The sequence below is a fragment of the Pseudochrobactrum albidum genome, from assembly GCF_051851455.1.
In the GTDB taxonomy this organism is placed as follows: Bacteria; Pseudomonadota; Alphaproteobacteria; order Rhizobiales; family Rhizobiaceae; genus Pseudochrobactrum.
Genome location: NZ_JBPVTR010000022.1, coordinates 358,387 through 376,578, shown reverse-complemented (window position 1 = coordinate 376,578; position 18,192 = coordinate 358,387). Strand labels below are relative to the sequence as shown.

General features: G+C 50.9%; 13 protein-coding genes. 2 read left to right on the top strand and 11 right to left on the bottom strand.

What is annotated here, in order from left to right:
• The first annotated feature begins 26 nt into the window (after positions 1 to 26).
• Complete coding sequence (locus ACSTTO_RS08965; protein ID WP_439272805.1) at positions 27 to 278, top strand: hypothetical protein; 252 nt, start codon at positions 27 to 29, stop codon at positions 276 to 278.
• Between the two features lie 149 nt (positions 279 to 427).
• Here the strand turns inward: ACSTTO_RS08965 and ACSTTO_RS08960 are convergent, their stop codons facing one another.
• Positions 428 to 1,273: a fumarylacetoacetate hydrolase family protein gene (locus ACSTTO_RS08960; RefSeq protein WP_439272804.1), complete on the bottom strand. Its 846-nt coding sequence runs from the start codon at positions 1,271 to 1,273 to the stop codon at positions 428 to 430.
• Between the two features lie 534 nt (positions 1,274 to 1,807).
• On the opposite strand from ACSTTO_RS08960, the gene ACSTTO_RS08955 reads away from it, so the two are divergent.
• Positions 1,808 to 3,031, top strand: a complete 1,224-nt coding sequence (locus tag ACSTTO_RS08955; RefSeq protein ID WP_439272803.1) for a hypothetical protein — start codon at positions 1,808 to 1,810, stop codon at positions 3,029 to 3,031.
• A gap of 83 nt (positions 3,032 to 3,114) precedes the next feature.
• On the opposite strand, the gene lon is transcribed toward ACSTTO_RS08955, so the two are convergent.
• From lon to ntrC, 10 genes are all read right to left on the bottom strand, one after another.
• Positions 3,115 to 5,535 (bottom strand): endopeptidase La, encoded by a 2,421-nt coding sequence (gene lon / locus ACSTTO_RS08950; protein WP_439272802.1) that lies wholly within the window; start codon positions 5,533 to 5,535, stop codon positions 3,115 to 3,117.
• A gap of 315 nt (positions 5,536 to 5,850) precedes the next feature.
• Positions 5,851 to 7,125, bottom strand: a complete 1,275-nt coding sequence (clpX, locus tag ACSTTO_RS08945) for an ATP-dependent Clp protease ATP-binding subunit ClpX (protein WP_439272800.1) — start codon at positions 7,123 to 7,125, stop codon at positions 5,851 to 5,853.
• Between the two features lie 501 nt (positions 7,126 to 7,626).
• A complete protein-coding gene (locus ACSTTO_RS08940; protein ID WP_439272799.1) occupies positions 7,627 to 8,253 on the bottom strand; it encodes an ATP-dependent Clp protease proteolytic subunit in 627 nt (208 codons plus the stop codon).
• 181 nt (positions 8,254 to 8,434) lie between these two features.
• A complete protein-coding gene (gene hflX, locus ACSTTO_RS08935; protein ID WP_439272869.1) occupies positions 8,435 to 9,865 on the bottom strand; it encodes a GTPase HflX in 1,431 nt (476 codons plus the stop codon).
• Between the two features lie 251 nt (positions 9,866 to 10,116).
• Positions 10,117 to 10,353 carry an RNA chaperone Hfq gene (hfq, locus tag ACSTTO_RS08930; protein ID WP_022712353.1) on the bottom strand — a complete coding sequence of 79 codons (237 nt, stop codon included), beginning with the start codon at positions 10,351 to 10,353 and terminating at the stop codon, positions 10,117 to 10,119.
• 353 nt (positions 10,354 to 10,706) lie between these two features.
• Positions 10,707 to 11,507 (bottom strand): glycosyltransferase family 32 protein, encoded by an 801-nt coding sequence (locus ACSTTO_RS08925; RefSeq protein WP_439272797.1) that lies wholly within the window; start codon positions 11,505 to 11,507, stop codon positions 10,707 to 10,709.
• 50 nt (positions 11,508 to 11,557) lie between these two features.
• On the bottom strand, positions 11,558 to 12,934 hold the full coding sequence (gene trkA / locus ACSTTO_RS08920; RefSeq protein WP_439272796.1) for a Trk system potassium transporter TrkA: 1,377 nt from the start codon (positions 12,932 to 12,934) through the stop codon (positions 11,558 to 11,560).
• 2 nt (positions 12,935 to 12,936) lie between these two features.
• The gene (gene ntrX, locus ACSTTO_RS08915; protein ID WP_439272795.1) at positions 12,937 to 14,298 is read right to left on the bottom strand and encodes a nitrogen assimilation response regulator NtrX; all 1,362 of its coding nucleotides are present in this window, start codon (positions 14,296 to 14,298) and stop codon (positions 12,937 to 12,939) included.
• A gap of 116 nt (positions 14,299 to 14,414) precedes the next feature.
• Positions 14,415 to 16,640, bottom strand: coding sequence for a sensor histidine kinase NtrY-like (locus tag ACSTTO_RS08910; RefSeq protein ID WP_439272794.1), 2,226 nt, complete (start codon positions 16,638 to 16,640; stop codon positions 14,415 to 14,417).
• 101 nt (positions 16,641 to 16,741) lie between these two features.
• Positions 16,742 to 18,151, bottom strand: coding sequence for a nitrogen regulation protein NR(I) (gene ntrC, locus ACSTTO_RS08905; protein WP_439272868.1), 1,410 nt, complete (start codon positions 18,149 to 18,151; stop codon positions 16,742 to 16,744).
• Positions 18,152 to 18,192: the final 41 nt, after the last annotated feature.

Here is an 18,192-nt window from a genome sequence, read left to right as displayed (position 1 = left end):
AAGTGAACAAACGTGAGGTTCTGCTAATGTTGATCGCGAAAAAACCGGAAGAAAAATTTATTATCATCCCCTATCGCCAGAACAAGAAAAAGCTGGTTGCGGCGGAGATGCGTCCGGCCTCCAGCGAGGCAGGCGCAATAAAAATTGCAACATCCATGGCAGCAAGATTTGCCGGTGTTGCAGCCTATGCCGTGCAGGTTGATGAGGAAAGCGGCGATATGAATGAGCCGCGCCTGCTTGTAAAATTTGGCTCTGTTGCTGAAATGAGTGAAGATTAATCGCTTTATTTCAACCTTGTTTAAGTGAAACAGGAAATCAGTCCATCAGACTGATTTCCCTCCTCAAGGCCTCATAATTCCTCAGGGCTCATAATTTTTGCATAGGTTTTTGATTGAAATTTTTAATATGGAGCAGATACGGACAGCCTTTAAATATCAGCGCGGATAATTTGTTTTTGCGCGCCAAGGCCGGTAATTCCAAGTTCCACCACATCCCCCGCCTTGAGATAGCGCGGCGGTTTCATCCCCATGCCCACGCCGGGCGGTGTGCCGGTTGCAATAATATCGCCCGGATGCAGTGACATAAATTGCGAGAGATAAGAGACAAGATATGCAACTCCGTAAATCATGGTATTGCTGGAGCCGCGCTGCATCACTGCACCGTTAACCTTCAACCAAATATCGAGATTTTGCGGATCGGCAATCTCATCTTTTGTAACAAGCCAGGGGCCAACCGGGCCGAATGTGTCGCAGGATTTTCCCTTAGTCCACTGCCCTTGCCGCTCTGTCTGAAATGATCGTTCCGACACATCATGCACCACGCAATAGCCGGCCACATAATCTAATGCCTCCGCCACATTGACATATTTTGCACTTTTGCCAATGACAATGCCAAGCTCCGCCTCCCAATCTGTTTTTTGTGAGCCGCGCGGTATAATCACATCATCATAAGGCCCGTTAATGGCCGAGGTGGCTTTCATAAAAATAATCGGCTCCGGCGGCACTGAGGCCCCGGTCTCCTCCGCATGGTCAGAATAATTTAGCCCGATGCAAATAAATTTACCCGTGCCGCCCACACAAGGCCCGATACGTGGCTGCCCCTCCACCCGCGGCAGTTTTGTCAGGTCGGTCTTTGCCAGTTGCGCCAAGGCTGCGGGCGCCAGATTATCACCGGCAATATCCGTAATAAGACCACCAAGATCGCGGATGTATCCCTCACCATCCAGAACAGCAGGCTTCTCCTGTCCCTTCTCCCCGTAACGCAGCAATTTCATATATCCCACTCCGCATTGCGGCGGCTTTTACACCACCTTTATTTAAAACCGCACATTCCGCCTTGGCCGCCTGAGCCGATAAAATATCCGGTAAAATATCTTTACATTTATTACCGGTATCTGGCAGATCCTGCCAGTTTTAACCGCTATCACATATGCAACAAAGCAAATCACATATTTTTTACAGTCGCACCCGGACATCATTATTCTTCTGATCTGCACCGCATCATGCATCCCACATAATTGGACTTTCGAAATAACATGATAAGCCTATGATGATATTGCTTCAGCTTAATATATGCCGGAGCAAGCATAGGCGATGTGACATTGCGCACATATCTCAGATTGAACTCCTCATGATACCTATTCACTATTCACCCCGTTTGGATTCAAACGGGGTCTTTTTTTATTCTCAACCCTCAATGCAACATTATAATGTTATATAATAACAGTTATTATCTCCGCAGCAGTAGACAACAGACCTGAATATATTTATTCATTGTTACGTTATTACATATCAAATTGAGGTTAATGATGCTGAAACGGCTAAAATGCGCAACTGCGCTCGGGTTATTAGGCTCCATGCTGGCAGCAGGCCATGCCAATGCAGACGAACACAAACAAATCTGGCGCCTATTTGTTGCAGATCATACCAAACCGGTTGTGCGTGCGCTTGATCTGGAAAGCGGGAAAGAACTTGGAAAATTTGATCTGAAAGGCTATGCCGCTCTTACCGGCAGCACATCCGGCGAAACCGTCTTTGCCGTGCAAACAGAAGATGATGTGGTAAATGTGATTAAAACCGGCATTCGTCTTTCTGATCATGGTGATCACCGCGATCTGGAAATATCTGATGCGGCTTTGCTGGAACAAAAATTTGAGGGCAAACGGCCGGTTCATGCGGTGATGCATGGTGATAAGGCTGTGCTGTTTTTTGACCGTGAAGGCAAAGCACAGCAACTGTCTGAACAAGATGTTTTGCAGGGCAAGGCAGAGGTAAAAATTATTGAAGCCACCGCCCCGCACCACGGAGTTGTGGTGCCTTTTGGCGCGCAATATCTGGTTTCTGTGCCCAATCTTGAGGCAGAAACCAAACCGGATGCCCTGCCCCCGCGCCTTGGCCTGCGTGTTCTGGAGGCCGATGGCACGCAGAGCGGTGATGTCGCCACCTGCACAGCCTTGCATGGTGAAGCCACATCTGCCAGCCTTGTGGCTTTTGGCTGTGAAGAAGGCGTGCTGATTGCCAGCCCCGCAAAAGATAAAAAAGCCGCCCTCAAAATGCTTAACTATGGCGATGATTTGCCAAAAGGTAAGGTCTCCACATTGCTTGGCAGCAAGGCTATGCAATTTTTCCTCGGCAATTATGGTGAAGACAAAATTGCACTGATTGATCCGGAAAGTGAAACGCCTTACCGGCTGGTTGATCTGCCAACACGCCGCGTGGACTTTGCCCTTGATTCTGCCCGTCTGAAAAATGCCTATGTGCTGACAGAAGATGGCAATCTTCATCTCATCAATATTCTTGACGGCACAATTACCCGCACTGAAAAAGTGACCGAGCCCTATAGCAAGGATGGTCATTGGCGTGATCCGCGCCCGCGCCTTGCCGTTGCCGGAGATCATATTGCCATTACCGATCCCCGCCACAGCCTGATAAGACTGATCAATATTGAAAACTTTAAGGAAGAGCGCACCATTGCAGTGCCGGATCAACCTTTCAGTATTGTTGCCGTTGGCGGTTCCGGCGCACAGCATTAAGCTGTTTTCACTTTGCTGAAGCTTAAAAAACAAGCCCCGCAAATTGAGCTTGCGGGGCTTTTCTTCTGCACTATTTCAGATGATCAATGCGCTGTTCCCACAACCGCATCATCATCACCGGCATTGGTGATAATCGGTGTTTCCGGTTCAACCCAGTCGATAGGTTCCGGCTGGCGTGTCAGCGCATGATCAAGCACCTCGCCGACAAAGGAAACCGGAATAATCTCCAAGGCATTTTTCACATTATCCGGAATCTCGGCCAGATCCTTGGCATTTTCTTCCGGAATCAGCACTTTTTTAATGCCACCGCGCAAGGCCGCCAGCAGTTTTTCCTTCAATCCGCCAATTGGCAGAACACGGCCGCGCAGTGTGACCTCACCGGTCATGGCAACATCCTTGCGCACCGGAATACCGGTTAATACAGAAACAATTGCCGTAACCATGGCCGTACCGGCAGAAGGACCATCCTTCGGCGTTGCGCCTTCCGGCACATGCACGTGAATGTCGCGCTTATCAAACAATGGCGGCTCAATGCCAAAATCCACCGCACGGGAGCGCACATAGGATGCAGCAGCCGAAATGGACTCCTTCATCACATCGCGCAAATTACCGGTAACAGTCATGCGACCCTTACCCGGCATCATCACGCCTTCAATGGTCAGCAATTCACCGCCCACTTCCGTCCATGCCAGTCCGGTAACAACGCCCACCTGATCCTCACCGTCAATCTGCCCGTAGCGGAACTTCATCACGCCAAGATAATCGGCAATATTATCCCGTGTTACATGTACAGATTTAGCCTTTTTACGCGCAATTTCCGTAACAGCCTTACGCGCCAGCTTCATTATCTCACGCTCAAGGCTGCGCACGCCGGCTTCGCGGGTGTAATGCTGGATAATGCTGAGGATAGCGCCTTCATCAACCGAAAATTCTTTCGGCTGCAAGGCATGTTCCTTGATTGCCTTTGGCAGCAAGTGCCGTTTGACGATTTCCAGTTTCTCATCCTCGGTATAGCCGGCAATACGGATGATCTCCATACGGTCGAGCAGAGGCCCCGGAATATTGAGCGAATTTGCTGTTGTCACAAACATCACATTGGAGAGGTCATATTCCACCTCCAGATAGTGATCCATAAAGGTTGCATTCTGCTCCGGGTCCAGCACTTCCAACATGGCTGATGCCGGATCACCGCGAAAATCCTGCCCCATCTTGTCAATCTCATCGAGAAGGAACAGCGGGTTGGATTTTCCGGCCTTTTTCATCGACTGGATAACCTTGCCCGGCATGGAGCCGATATAGGTTCTGCGATGGCCGCGAATTTCAGCTTCATCACGCACACCGCCAAGCGACATGCGCACATATTCACGCCCCGTTGCCTTGGCAATGGAGCGCGCCAGCGAGGTTTTACCCACTCCCGGAGGGCCGACAAGACAAATGATCGGGCCTTTGATCTTGGAAGCGCGCGATTGTACGGCAAGATATTCGACAATACGCTCCTTAACTTTTTCAAGGCCATAATGTTCCGTATCCAGCACCTCTTCAGCAAAGGCCAGATCGGTTTTAACCTTGGATTTTTTGCCCCATGGCAGGGACAAAAGCCAGTCAAGATAATTGCGCACCACCGTGGCTTCAGCAGACATCGGGCTCATCGAGCGCAGCTTTTTCATCTCTGCCTGCGCTTTTTCCGCCGCTTCCTTGCTCAGTTTTGTCTTGGCGATGCGATCTTCCAGCTCGGCCAGTTCATCACGGCCATCCTCACCATCGCCCAGCTCTTTCTGAATCGCCTTCATCTGCTCATTCAGATAATATTCGCGCTGGGTCTTCTCCATCTGGCGTTTGACACGCGAACGGATGCGCTTTTCAACCTGAAGAACGGAAATTTCCGATTCCATATATTCCAGAGCTTTTTCAAGACGCTCACGAACCGACAGGATCGAAAGCATTTCCTGCTTTTCCGCAATCTTGACAGCCAGGTGTGAAGCCACCGTATCAGCCAGTTTTGAAGGATCATCAATCTGGCTGGCTGCACTGACAACCTCCGGCGAGATCTTCTTGTTCAGTTTCACATAATTTTCAAAATCGCTCATTACAGAGCGCGCCAGCGCTTCAATCTCTACCGGCTCTTCTTCCGGCAGATCCAATATTGTGGCATAGGCTTCATGATAATCTTCACGTGCACTGAATTGCGTAATTCTGGCACGGGCAACGCCTTCCACCAACACTTTTACCGTGCCGTCAGGCAATTTCAGCAGCTGTAAAACATTGGCCACGGTGCCGATTTCATAAATCGCATCATTGGCCGGCTCATCATCAGCCGCATTTTTCTGGGTGGCCAGCAATATCTGCTTGTCAACACCCATCACTTCTTCAAGCGCACGGATTGATCTTTCACGGCCGACAAAAAGCGGCACAATCATATGCGGGAAGACAACAATATCGCGCAACGGCAATACGGCATAGAGCCCGTCCTGCCCGTCCGGTGTCTTCAACTCTGTATCCGTCATTTCAAGTCCTTTCCCGGGCAAGTGCCCGATCGCCCCATAATGACCCCCGTTCACCAGCAAATCACTATGTGCATCGACTATATAATTGGCCACGCGGTGCAGCTATTTCAAGCACTGTTTACGCTTCATACAGCAGAATAAATCAGCGCATTTATACCCCTGCAGCCAAACTGCAATTTCCGTATTTGTTTTGCCCGTGCATTTTACGGGGCGCAAAACATTCATATTATCAATGCTGAATATTAAAAGCACCCAGAACTTCTCCTGAGCGCCTTTAAAATTTAACAAAAGAATTATCAGGAAAGTTCCGGCATTTTATGCCGAAACCGTTCCCTTCTCATCCTTGCGGTCGCTGTAGATATAAAGGGGCTGCGCCTTGCCATCCACAACCTCACCGGAGATGACAACTTCACGCACACCTTCCAGTGTTGGTAGATCAAACATGGTATCCAGCAGAATTTTTTCCATAATTGACCGCAATCCGCGGGCACCGGTCTTACGTTCCACAGCCTTTGCGGCAATCGCCTGCAAAGCCTCGTCATGGAATGTCAGCTGCACATCTTCCATCTCAAACAGGCGCTGATATTGCTTGACCAGAGCATTTTTCGGCTCGGACAGAATCTTGACCAGAGAGGCAATATCCAGATCTTCCAGCGTTGCAATAACCGGCAAACGGCCAACAAATTCCGGAATAAGGCCGAACTTCACCAGATCTTCCGGCTCCAGCTCATGGAAAATTGCCCCGATCCGGCGCTCATCGGGTGCTTTAACCGTGGCGCTGAAGCCGATGGAAGTTTTTTCACCGCGTGATGAAATGATTTTATCAAGGCCGGCAAAGGCACCGCCGCAGATAAACAAGATATTGGTTGTATCCACCTGCAGGAATTCCTGCTGCGGATGTTTGCGCCCGCCCTGTGGCGGCACGGAAGCCACAGTGCCTTCCATAATTTTCAGCAAGGCCTGCTGCACACCCTCACCTGACACATCGCGGGTGATCGACGGATTATCGGCCTTGCGGCTGATTTTATCCACCTCATCAATATAAACAATGCCGCGCTGCGCCCGTTCAACATTATAATCAGCAGCCTGCAACAGTTTAAGGATGATATTTTCAACATCCTCACCCACATAGCCGGCCTCGGTCAGTGTTGTGGCATCTGCCATGGTAAACGGCACATCAATAATACGCGCCAAGGTCTGTGCCAGATAGGTCTTGCCGCAACCGGTAGGCCCTACAAGTAGAATATTGGATTTTGCCAGTTCAACATCACCGCTTTTTGGCTGATTGGCCAGACGCTTATAATGATTATGAACCGCAACCGAGAGAACACGCTTGGCATGTGCCTGACCGATAACATAATCATCCAGCACCGCCATAATCTCCTGCGGCGTGGGCACACCTTCACGTGATTTCACCATAGAGGATTTATTTTCCTCACGGATGATATCCATACACAGCTCGACACACTCATCGCAGATAAAAACGGTCGGCCCCGCAATCAGCTTGCGCACCTCGTGCTGGCTTTTTCCGCAAAAGGAGCAATAGAGCGTATTCTTTGAATCGCCACTGCCGTTGCTGACTTTGCTCATCGCAGTTTCCTTTCAGTAATGGCCACCTGTTTCAAACGGCAGGCGCCAAGTTCTAACCGTTACGTCTTCCCGACCGAAACCGACATAAACGGCAGTCGTCATGCTTTATCCGATAGCGGAATCGCTCATTGATCGCCAGAAACTTACGCGGCTATGGTACGCTACGCCTGTATTTTGGCATTCAGTAAGGCCGGCCCGCCCGATTTGCAGCGGCAGACAAACCCGATATCGCCCAGCCAGCCGCAAAATCCGTCATATATTTTCTAAGCACAAGACCCAAACAATCACTTAACGCGCATACAACATAAACAGGCAAAAGACGCTTTTACAAGCTGCACAACACATTGTTTCAGCCTGTCCGCTGTTAAGGAATGCTAATGGCAGATAAAATATGGCCAAAATGATACAAAGCCGCTTTATTCTGCCATTAATCCTTATTTTTGCTTTCCCGACATCCTAAAAACCTATCTGTTTTATGCAAAACAGATGATTTCGGGCTGCTCAATCCTTCTTTTCGCCCATATCACGTGATTCGATCACCTTATCAATAAGGCCGAATTCCAGTGCTTCCTGCGCTGTCATAAAGTGATCACGGTCGAGTGTGCGCTCAATCGTGTCATAATCACGGCCGGTATGTTTGACATAGATTTCATTGAGGCGGCGCTTCATCTTGATAATATCCTGCGCATGGCGCTCAATATCAGAAGCCTGCCCCTGAAAACCGCCAGATGGCTGGTGCACCATGATGCGGGCATTTGGCAGCGCCAGACGCTGGCCAGTGGCGCCTGCTGTCAGCAACAGCGAGCCCATAGATGCCGCCTGCCCCATGCAGAGTGTGGAAACCGGCGGCTTGATAAACTGCATCGTATCATAAATTGCCATACCGGATGTCACCACACCGCCCGGAGAATTAATATACATTTCAATCGGCTTGTTCGGATTTTCCGCCTCAAGAAACAACAGCTGCGCACAGATTAGCATAGCCATATTATCTTCAACCGGCCCGTTGACAAAAATAACGCGCTCTTTGAGAAGACGCGAAAAAATATCATAGGCCCGCTCGCCGCGTGCAGTCTGCTCAACCACCATCGGGACCAGATTCATAACGGTTTCAATTGGATCTCTCATCATTAACTGCCTTTGGCTATCGGAGAACGCAGCAAAGCACTGCCGTCAGGATTCGTGAATATTCCATACATAGGGCGAGGCAGCCCCGTTTCGCAAGATGTTGAAACGCAAACATACTAGCCCGCAGCAGTCTCCTGTTTCATACTTACTGAAATCTAAACAATTTCAGCTTTTTTATGTATTACAATCCGCGTTTGGCCACAGAAGCATATTTATCGCGGAATTTCTGCGCTGAACCGGCAGTCATATCGGCATTGATAATGACCGTACCGTCTTCCTCATCCTGACGGCGCACATTGCTGCCATGACGATAAATCCAGTCAATCAGGCCGAATTGCCCGGGACGCAGGCTGACCTGCAGCTTTTCCATAGCGCCGGAAATGCGGCTTTCAACCAGAGCCAGCAATTCTTTCGTGCCTTGTCCGGTGAGGGCAGAAAGCGGAACGGGGCGCACATTCTCATGGCTGCCGCTGCTTAAATTTTCGGCACTGTCCTGCATTGATGCGCTCAGCCGGTCGATCTTGTTCCAGACTTCAATCACCCGTTCATCGCCTTTTTTGATGCCAAGCCCTGCAAGTATGGCCTCCACATCCTCAGCCTGGGCCGCATTATCAGGATCAGACATGTCACGCACATGCAGGATAAGATCTGCCTCCACCACCTCTTCCAGCGTTGCCTTGAACGCAGCAACCAGATGGTGCGGCAGATTGGAGATGAAACCAACCGTATCAGACAGGATAACAAGATCACCATGCGGCAGGCGCAAACGGCGCAATGTCGGGTCAAGCGTGGCAAACAACATATCCTCGGCCAGCACATCCGCGCCGGTCAGACGATTGAACAGGGTTGACTTGCCCGCATTGGTATAACCAACCAGAGCCACCACCGGATGCGGCACCTTGCGCCGCTTACTGCGATGCAGCTGGCGCGTGCGCACAACCGTATCCAGCTCACGCCTGATACGCAGGATTTTCTCCTGCAGCATGCGCCGGTCAGCCTCAATCTGGGTTTCACCGGGCCCGCCCATAAAGCCGCCGCCGCCACGCTGACGCTCAAGGTGCGTCCAGCTGCGAACCAAACGCCCTTTCTGATAATTCAGATGCGCCAGCTCCACCTGCAAGCTCCCTTCACGGGTTTGCGCACGGCGGCCAAAAATTTCCAGAATCAGGCCGGTACGGTCAATCACCTTAACCTTCCACTCGCGCTCCAGATTGCGCTGTTGCACCGGCGTCAGCGGATGATCAACAATCACCAGCTCAATTTCCTGCTGCTCAATGCGTTCTGCAATTTCTTCAACCTTGCCGCTGCCAAGCAAAGTGGCCGGGCGCGGCTGCGCTGTCTGCACCAAAAAACTGTCAATAATATTGAGATCAATTGCCCGCGCCAAACCCGCGGCCTCTTCAAGGCGCGCCTCATCACTGCGGCGATATTTCGGGCGCTCACTCTCATCCTGATCCGTTACCAGTGCATAACGCTCCGGCAAAACCGGCACCACAACAAAAGCCCGCGTTTGCGCTATTTTTGTTGTAAAAGGCTTTCTATTGCCTTTTACAGCGGCAGTCTCCCTGCCATTATCATCAGCTGATAATTCATACCGCTCCGCCCTGTTCATCTCTGTCGCCTGGTCAGCTGCGGGATCATTGCGTTTTTTCAAATGTATATCCTGATTTCATCTCAATATAACGGCAAAGCTTTTAAGCCCGCCCTGCACTCACCAGATAATCATCAATCCGGCCTGCATCAATGCACGCAGCGCAGATAATTATTGGCGTATTTACAAACAAATATATCCGCAGACCCGAAGGCACTGCGGATACAGACGCAATCAAAACTTCAAAAATTTGCTGTAAAAACCTGAAGATATTATTCTTCTTCGCCCTCAAACATCTGCACTGGCTGGCTTGGCATAATGGTTGAAATAGCATGTTTATAAACCAGTTGCGAATGCCCGTCGCGGCGCAGCAATACACAGAAATTATCAAAGGATGTCACAATACCTGTCAGCTTTACGCCGTTAATAAGAAAAATTGTCAGAGAAATTTTCTGTTTGCGTACAGAATTCAGAAAAAGATCCTGAAGGTTTTGCGATCGTTCAGCCATTTTTTATTCCTTTATTCGATCCGCAGCCGGTACAGATATATAAATAAGCAAACCCATTGATAAAACAAACCTGAATACAGATTATTTTATAAACGGATCAATTCAAAACGCCGGTTCAGGATATATATCCTGTTTATCCGGTTTCAACATCTGACTCTGATACTGCACCCGCATCCTGATATAGAATCAATATTTGCGGGGATAATCCCACATTTTGCAATGGGTTAACAGGCCGCTATTTTTTCCGCAATAACAAAATGCCACACAGCCAAAACACATACAAATTCAACAATAGTTTATATATTTATAAACAAAAACTTTCTCACATATGCACTGCCAATATGCAATTACAACTATTCGGCAGATTGTTCTCCGGTCTGTTTGAGCATCCATTCATAAAAGCTGCCCTTGCGCGCCACCAGCACATCCGGACTTTTACGGTGAATATGAAAACCGATAAATTCAGGATGGTTCAGCGGTTCAAGCCCGTATTGCGGCTCAAAAATCTTCAAACAATCGCGCGCCGTCCAGTAATAGAAACTTTCTTTCGGCGCGGATGTTTCAAAACAACCATATTTTTTAGCCAGTCTTGATATGCCGTCATTGCCAAAAATCGTAATGCCAATGGCTGCAGGTGTTACCTCTTTGCCGGTCAGACGAAACCAAAGCGGGCGCAGCACGCGACGGCGCAGCCCCAGCCATTGCGGCAGCGGATAAGAGCCTGCCATATAGGCATCAAATTCTGCAATCACCGGATGATCAGAGGGAAAATACAAGGCAGAAACACCAACACGATCTTTATTTTCCCGCGCCAGATAAGGTCTGGACGGATCGGGATGAAACTGTTTGTGCAGATAAACATCCGTATCCAGCCAAACGCCCTGTTTTTTCTTCATCAGATTGATGCGAAAAACATCGCTGAACTGGACAATTGTCACATATTCCTTCAACTCGGGATAAGCGGGATCCAGCCTGCGGAAGGCCTCGGCCGGCAGAATAGATGCGGCATCATGCTGTTCCACACCTTCAGGCAGGTTTTCCACCGGCTGATAGCTGAATAATTTAACCCTCTGGCCTGTTCTGACCATGGAAATCAGACACATATGATCAACCGGCCGTAATTTTGTACCATACCAGAATGTGCAAATATCCATTTCATTCACCCCGATGGCAGCGGCATAGACAAAACTGAAAAACCGGCTTTTTAAAAGAAATCCAGACTGACGCGGAACATCTGCTCCACATATTTAACCGCTTCACTGGTTGCAAACATCACCACACGGTCATTGCGGCGGATATGCAGGTCGCCATGGGGTTTGAGCACCTTGCCCTCACGATAAACCGCACCGACACGCAAACCCGCCGGCAGGTCAATATTGCGCAAAGGAGCCCCCACCAGAGGCGATGTTTCCAGCGCCTCGGCCTCAATAAGCTCTGCCCGTCCGTCATAAACACTGTGCACCAGGCGTATGCGTCCGCGGCGTACCTGCTGCAAAATCTTGGAAATTGTCACATTTTTCGGACTGACATAGGAATCAATACCCACGGTGTGAATAAATTCCTGATAGGCGGAATTATTGATCAAAACCATATTGGATTTGCAGCCAAGACGCTTGGCCATAATGCCTGACAAGATATTGGCCTGATCCTGATTGGTCAGCGCGACAAGCAAATCTGCCTCCTGCACTTCCGCCTCGCGCAGCAATTCCTGATCCAGAGCACTGCCGTTCAGCACCACGGTCCTGTTCAGCTCATCAGCCACAAAAGCAGCGCGCTCACGATTATGCTCTATAATTTTCAAGCGGCTATAGGGCTGGCGCTCTTCCATTTTTTTGGCAACATAAAGGCCGATATTCCCCCCGCCGGCAATGATAATGCGCCGCGCCTCCGGCTTATCATGGCCAAACAGGCCAAGTGTGCGGCGCACCTGCTCACTCGTTGTCACCACATAGGCCAGATCACCGGCCAGAAGATGATCCTCAGAATGCGGGACAAATAATTTATCATTGCGCACCACGCCCACCACTGTTGACGGCAGATCCGGAAACAGGTCTGTAAGCTGCTTTAACGGGGTGTTGATAATCGGGCAGTCTTCCAGACATTCAATGGCAAATGCCACCACTTTATCATCAGCAAAGCGCAAAACATCCGTGGCACCGGGCAAGGCAATGCGCCGCAGCACCATATCGCCCACTTCCAGCTCAGGCGAAATCACCACATCAATCGGCATATTATCGCGGGAGAACATCTCTCGATATTGCTCCTGCAAATAGGTTTGCGCGCGGATACGCGCAATCTTGGTCGGCACATTAAACAGCGAATGGGCAACCTGACAGGCCACCATATTAATCTCATCATATAACGTGACCGCTATGATCATATCCGCTTCATCAGCGCCGGCTGCCTGCAAAACATCAGGATGCGAGCCATGGCCAACAAAACCGCGCACATCCAAAAGATCGCGCACGGCATGAATCAGTTTTTCTGATGTATCAATAACTGACACATCATTCTGCTCGGCGGCCAGCCGCTCGGCAATGCCAAAGCCCACCTGACCGGCACCACAGATAATAACGCGCATAATCAGACTCCGAGGGACTTAAGCTTGCGGTGCAGTGCTGAACGCTCCATCCCCACAAATTCAGCCGTACGTGAAATATTGCCGCTGAAACGATTGATCTGCGCCACCAGATATTCCTTCTCAAACATTTCACGCGCCTCGCGCAGTGGCAGCGCCATAATATGCTGATCGGAATCCGTTGGCGTGCGCGGCAGCGTATCGCCGATTTCCGCCGGCAAAAGATCGGCTGTTACCGGCGCATCCGCATCATCACCCCGGGCAAGGATCATCAAACGCTCAACATTATTGCGCAACTGGCGCACATTGCCCGGCCAGCTATGTGATTGCAGAACCGCCATGGCATCATCACTGATACGGCGTGGCCGGATACCCGCCTGCTCGGCAATCTGGTTCATAAAAAATGCCACCAATGCGGGAATATCATCACGGCGCTGCGCCAGAGGCGGCACCTGCACCGGCACCACTGCCAGACGGTGGAACAAATCTTCACGGAACAAGCCTTCCGCAATCATGCCTTCCAGATTTTGTGCGGAAGAGGAAATAATACGCACATCCACTTTCACACGTTTGGTGCCGCCAACGCGCTCAAATTGCTGATCCACCAGCACACGCAAAATCTTGTTTTGTGTCTCGCGCGGCATATCGGCAACCTCATCCAGATAGAGAATACCGCCATGCGCCTCTTCCAATGCGCCCACCTTGCGCTCACCGCCATCCATCTCGGTGCCAAACAGCTCAATTTCCATGCGTTCCGGCGTGATTGTCGCGGCATTAACCGTCACAAAAGGGCCGTTTGCCCGGTTTGATTGCGCATGAATAGCACGCGCCACCATCTCCTTGCCGGAGCCGGAAGGACCGGTAATCATGATGCGGCTATTGGTTGGCGCCACTCGTTCTATTGTCTGGCGCAGCTGGTTCATTGCCAGCGAATTGCCAAGCAGCTCAAATGTCTCACCCGAGCGTTTGCGCAAATTGGATACTTCACGCTTGAGATTGGAGGTTTCCAGCGCCCGCTCCGCCACAAGAATGAGACGATCAGCCTTGAACGGTTTTTCAATAAAATCATAGGCGCCGCGGCGAATAGCCGAAACCGCTGTTTCAATATTGCCATGGCCGGAGATCATCACCACCGGCAAATCCGGATGCAGTTTCTTGATCTCATCCAGCAGTGCCAGCCCGTCCAGACGGCTGCCCTGCAACCAGATATCCAGAAAAACCAGACGCGGCACACGATCATTAATCGCTGCCAGTGCGCTGTCGGCATCAAAAGCTGTCCGTGTTTCGTGACCTTCGTCGCTCAAAATACCAGCAACCAGATCACGGATGTCCGTTTCATCATCAACGACGAGAATATCAGAAGCCATTTAATCCACCTGCCTTGTTCCTTTTATCCTGCCGCGCAAAGGCAAAAACCCATATCGGCGGATATTACGATTTAATTTCAACGCGCTGCTCACGTCTCCCAAGCCCCCGCCACCGGTCATCCTTCCGGTGATGTTGCCGGAAATACCATGCGTATCATTGCGCCCCGGCCATTATAAAAATCTGCCGGCGCATCATGCAGTTCCATATGTCCGCCATGATCCTCAACAATTTTTCGCACAATAGCGAGACCAAGTCCGGTGCCTTTTTCCCGCGTTGTCATATAAGGTTCAAGCAAACGTTGCCGGTTATCGCCGGGCAAACCCTTGCCATTATCAATCACATCAACAATCAGCTGATCTTTTTGCCGATAGGCCTTGAGCAAAATATGACCGTGATAATTTTCCTCACCACTCACCGTTACCGCTTCAATTGCCTCACTGGCATTTTTAATAATATTGCCGAAAGCCTGCCCCAGCAAACGGCTGTCAAAATGGCCGTAAAGCGGCGTTTCACTCAGACGCTGTTCAAAATTGATTTCACTGCGGCTGACTTCCACCAGAAATGCGGCTTCTTTAAGAGAGTCGCGCAGATCAATCGTCTCCATTTTCGGTTTTGGCATCCGCGCAAAGGATGAAAATTCATCCACCATATGACCGATATCCCCCACCTGACGGATGATGGTTTCAACACATTGGTCAAAAACCTCCCTGTCCTCGGTAATCACCTTGCCATAGCGGCGGCGGATACGCTCGGCAGAAAGCTGAATCGGCGTCAGCGGGTTCTTAATCTCATGGGCAATGCGGCGCGCCACATCTGCCCATGCAGTGGAACGCTGCGCCTGCACAAGATCGGTAATATCATCAATCGTCACCACATAGGAGCGCTCTTCCCCCGTGCCATCCTCAATCGTGATCTGCACATTGAAAGTGCGGGTCAGCCCGCCGCGCATCATTGATACCTGCTCGCGATAAACCGCGCGGCCTGAATCACGGGCAACCTCAAAAACCTGCCCGATCTCCGGAATATCGGCGCTGAGATTTGTGCTGATCACATCCGCTCCCTCAAGGCCAAACATCTGTTCTGCCGAGCGGTTGACAATATTAATCAGCCCCAGAGAATCCACCCCGATCACCGCCGCTGTCACGCCGGAGAGAACCGCCTCGGAAAAGCGGCGGCGTTCATCAATCTGATCCTTGGCTGCCAGAAGATCGGTGCGCTGGCTTTTCAGCTCGGCAACCATATTGTTGAATGTGCCTGATAAGGCTCCAAGATCACCATCGCTGGAGCGCACCGGCACGGAAACATCCAGATTGCCCGCCGTTACCTCATCTGCAGCCCCGATCAGCAGGCGGATCGGGCGCACCAGACGGTCAGCAACGGCAATCCCTGTCCAGATTGCCGGCAACAGCACAATCAGCATCAGGCCAAAATAGAGCAGTGCAAAAATCACCTGCGTTGGAATACGGTTGGCTTCCATCTCCTGATAGCGCTTGGTATTGGCCTCCATCAAACGCATGGAATCCAGAATCTGCGCATCAACACGGCGCACCGTATAGAGATACACATTGGGTATCTCGCGCATTTTAATGATTGCCCCGACAAAATTGCTGGTCGGCCCTGGCGGTATAATCACCGGATTGCCGTCCTGAGCGGTTTCCAGTGCTTCTGACGGCGGCCGGGGCAGATTAGCGCCTCCCTGCTCGCTATGGAGCGCAACCGAGCCATCCTCACGCAGCAATTGTGCGCCAAGCAGGCCGCGCCCCAAAGCCTGAAGTGTCATCAATTGCACAAAACCATTGCGATCAAGACTATAGAGCGTACGCTGGCCATCCATATCCTGCAACATGGAATAAGTTGTGCTCTGCAGGTTGCGGGCAGTCTCGTTTATATAGCCGTTGGCAAGGCTGATGGACGAATTAACAATATTGCGCGTATTGGTTTCAAACCAGCGGTCAAGGCCAAGATTGAGCGTAACACTGGCAACAATCGCCACCACAATTGCCGGCACCGCGGCAATGAGCGAAAACAGCGCCACAATGCGCACATGCAGGCGCGCAGCGGCGCGGCCATGGCGGCGCGCCTGTGTGATGCGGATAATCTCACGCACAATCAGCGCCAGCAGAATAACCACCAGCACCATATTGATAATGATCAATATCAGCGTCACACGCAGATCCGGCACAATCGGCGTAACACCGATCATAATCAGAAAAGATGCAAGCGAAGCAATGATGGACAGAACAACGACCACCACCCCCGGCAAGGCCAGCAAACGTCTCGGTTCACCTCCTCGCGCAGGCTTCACCTCACGCAACCATTCAAGCAGACTCGTCTTATCCATATGGTTAATCTAGTATAAAGCGTTGCCGCCGCGCAACAGATTGTTGCACATATGCAACGATATCACTGCCCGCCATCACCGCCCGCCCAGAGGCCGGCCATTCAGCTGTTCTTAAAAAGATTAAGATCATGATCGCGGATCTTCTTGCGCAATGTATTGCGGTTTAAGCCCAGAAGCTCGGCCGCCCTGATCTGATTGCCTGATGTGGCCGTGAGACTTGCAACCAGAAGCGGATATTCAATTTCGCGCAAAACCCGCTCATAAAGCCCCTGCGGCGGCAATTCCCCGTTAAAGGAAGCAAAATACCGGCGCAAATACAGCTCTGTCGCATCGCGCAGGCTGGTGACCCGGCCGGCTTTCAGCGCGCTGTGCTCTGCTGACGAAGAAGATTGCTGATGTTGCAATTCATGGCGGATAATTTCCGCATTGATCTCTTCCTGCGGATAGAGTGCTGCCAGCCTGCGCACCAGATTTTCCAGTTCACGCACATTGCCCGGCCACGGATAATGGCGCAAAACGGCAAAGCCTTCAGCACTGATCTGCTTTGCCGGCAGGCCTTCCTTCTCCACCAGCCGGAAAAAATGCTGCACCAGATCCGGCACATCCTCGCTGCGCTCACGCAAGGGCGGCATACGCAGCGGCACCACATTGAGCCGGTAATAGAGATCTTCACGAAACTGGCCTTTATGAATTTGCCTGAGCAGATCCTTATTGGTAGCAGCCACAATCCGCACATCGGTTTTAATCGGCGTGCGGCCGCCAACCGTCATATATTCCCCCTGCTGCAACACGCGCAGCAAACGTGTCTGCGCCTCCATCGGCATATCGCCGATTTCATCAAGAAACAGCGTGCCGCTATTTGCCTGCTCAAAGCGTCCGGAAAAACGCTGCTGCGCACCGGTAAACGCTCCTTTTTCATGGCCGAATAATTCAGATTCAATCAAATCACGCGGAATGGCGGCCATATTAATCGCCACAAACGGGCCGTTGCGGCGGCGGCCATATTCATGCAGCGCACGGGCAACAAGCTCCTTGCCGGTGCCGGATTCACCGGTGATCATTAATGTCAGATCGGTCTGCATCATCCGCGCCAATACGCGATAGACATCCTGCATGGCAACCGAGCGGCCAACCAGCGGCATATTTTCTGCCTGTTCCTCATTGCCGGTTTTTGCATGAACCGGCTTTGGTTCAGATAAAGCACGGCGCAAAAGGCTGATCATCTCACCAAGATCAAAAGGCTTTGGCAGATAATCATAAGCGCCGGCCTCCGATGCGCGAATAGCAGTCATAAATGTGTTTTGCGCGCTCATTACCACAACAGGCAGATCAGGGCGCGCCTTGCGGATACGCGGCAAAATCTCAAAAACCGAACCATCAGGCATATTCACATCGCTGATGACCAATTCGCCTTCACCGCCCGTAATCAGCGACCAGAGCGCAGCACGGTTATTGGCAAGACGCACGGTAAAACCTGCCCTCGCCAGCGCCTGACTCAGCACTGTGCGCATGGCTGCATCATCTTCAGCAACAATAATCACCGGTTCACTCA